The organism is Marinimicrobium sp. UBA4509 (assembly GCF_002388575.1).
In the GTDB taxonomy this organism is placed as follows: domain Bacteria; phylum Pseudomonadota; class Gammaproteobacteria; order Pseudomonadales; family Cellvibrionaceae; genus Marinimicrobium; species Marinimicrobium koreense.
Genome location: NZ_DGMV01000090.1, coordinates 1 through 1,365, shown reverse-complemented (window position 1 = coordinate 1,365; position 1,365 = coordinate 1). Strand labels below are relative to the sequence as shown.

The following is a 1,365-nucleotide window of genomic DNA, read 5'->3' as shown; positions in this document are numbered from 1 at the left end:
CCCGCCGTTTTATTAGAGCCATCAATAATTTAATCCGGACTCTCTGACAAGTCAGGCGTGGTCCATTCAACCCAAGGCGCTACAGCGTCCTCTTCCGCAAGGGTAGAGCGGAAGATACCAGTGGTTCCGGGCCTGTCGAGGAGAAAGCGATTTACAAACCCCTCCAGAAGGTCGCGTTGATGATCGGGGAGGGCACAGTGACGATGACCGCCGTTCTCCGAGTAGGCTATATTGGCTTCGACGCCCAGGGCACGATAGATCTCCCTCGCGGCTGAGGTTCCTATATAGGCCGGAATGGGGCCCAACCAGTCGATGTCGTTATCCAGCACCAGTAGGCCGCGCGGTGCTACCAACCCCATGAGCTGGTGTTGATCGAAGGGGAGGCGGGTGACCTTGTTGTTCCCAAACTCACTGCCGAAACCGGCCCGAAACCAGGGCTGTTCACCGGCGGCATGACTCAGGGTCTGAACGTTAACACCTTCCTCCGCCATGGCCTGAGCCACTCGCCAGGCGACCGCACCACCGGCGCCGGACTCCTGGGGAATGGTCAGTGCGACCCGCTCATCCAGTGCTCCGGCCAATAAGGCGCCCTTGCCATTACGAGAGCAGCCGGTAACGGCCAAGCGGTTCGCCGCTATCAACCCTTCATCCGATTCCTGTAGCACGTCGATCAGTCGGCTCACGCCCCAGGCCCAGGCGGTCATGGAACTGGCACTGTGGTCCTTGCCGTACAGGTCGTAAAACAGACCATTTCCTCGTGAATTCTCGCCACTCTGGGTGCCCAGCTCATTGTTATCTACACTGATAATCGCCACGCCTTTGTCGGACAATAACTCGCTGTCCAGCGTAGCGGGTCCGAGGGTGATGATGGCCGGGTAGGGCGCCTGGCCAGCGTTGGGGAGCGTCACCGGGGCGTTGAATTCTATTGTTTTGCCTTGATGGTGGACAGTCACAGTAACGGATTTCGCGGAAACACGGCCACTAACCCGCTCCGGCTTACCGGGTTTGATTCCCGATTCATAATGCTGTACCTGGTGCAGGGTTTCCTGGCGACGGCAGCGCCACTGGTCCCGCTCGGTAATGCGGTGTCCATCCAACCCCAGAAACGGATCGGGTAAGGTCTTGATGACCTCCATGTTGGAGGCGTCGGGCAGTGTAGGTACAGGGCAGCCTTCGCCTGAGTTTTCGGTAGTGACAGGGCGACGCTCACTGGAGCTTTGCATCGTTCCACCGCCCGCACAGGCATTGAGAAGGCTGAACGAGAGTGTCAGGGTGGCGAGGCTGGAAACCATCGACTTTATTTTATGATTCATCAACACATCCTATTGTTATCCCCAAAGGGTTGTTCGGCGACAATTACGGTGG

The 1,365-nt window shown here is 57.9% G+C and carries 1 protein-coding gene; it reads right to left on the bottom strand.

Translation table 11 applies throughout. The features are described from left to right. Nucleotides 1–29: 29 nt before the first annotated feature. On the bottom strand, nt 30–1,313 hold the full coding sequence (locus B3520_RS17090) for a dockerin-like protein (protein WP_286876480.1): 1,284 nt from the start codon (nt 1,311–1,313) through the stop codon (nt 30–32). Nucleotides 1,314–1,365: the final 52 nt, after the last annotated feature.

Coding starts and splice junctions, on each gene's coding strand:
- B3520_RS17090 (WP_286876480.1), bottom strand. CDS start 1,313: ATGAATCATAAAATAAAGTCGATGGTTTCCAGCCTCGCCACCCTGACA.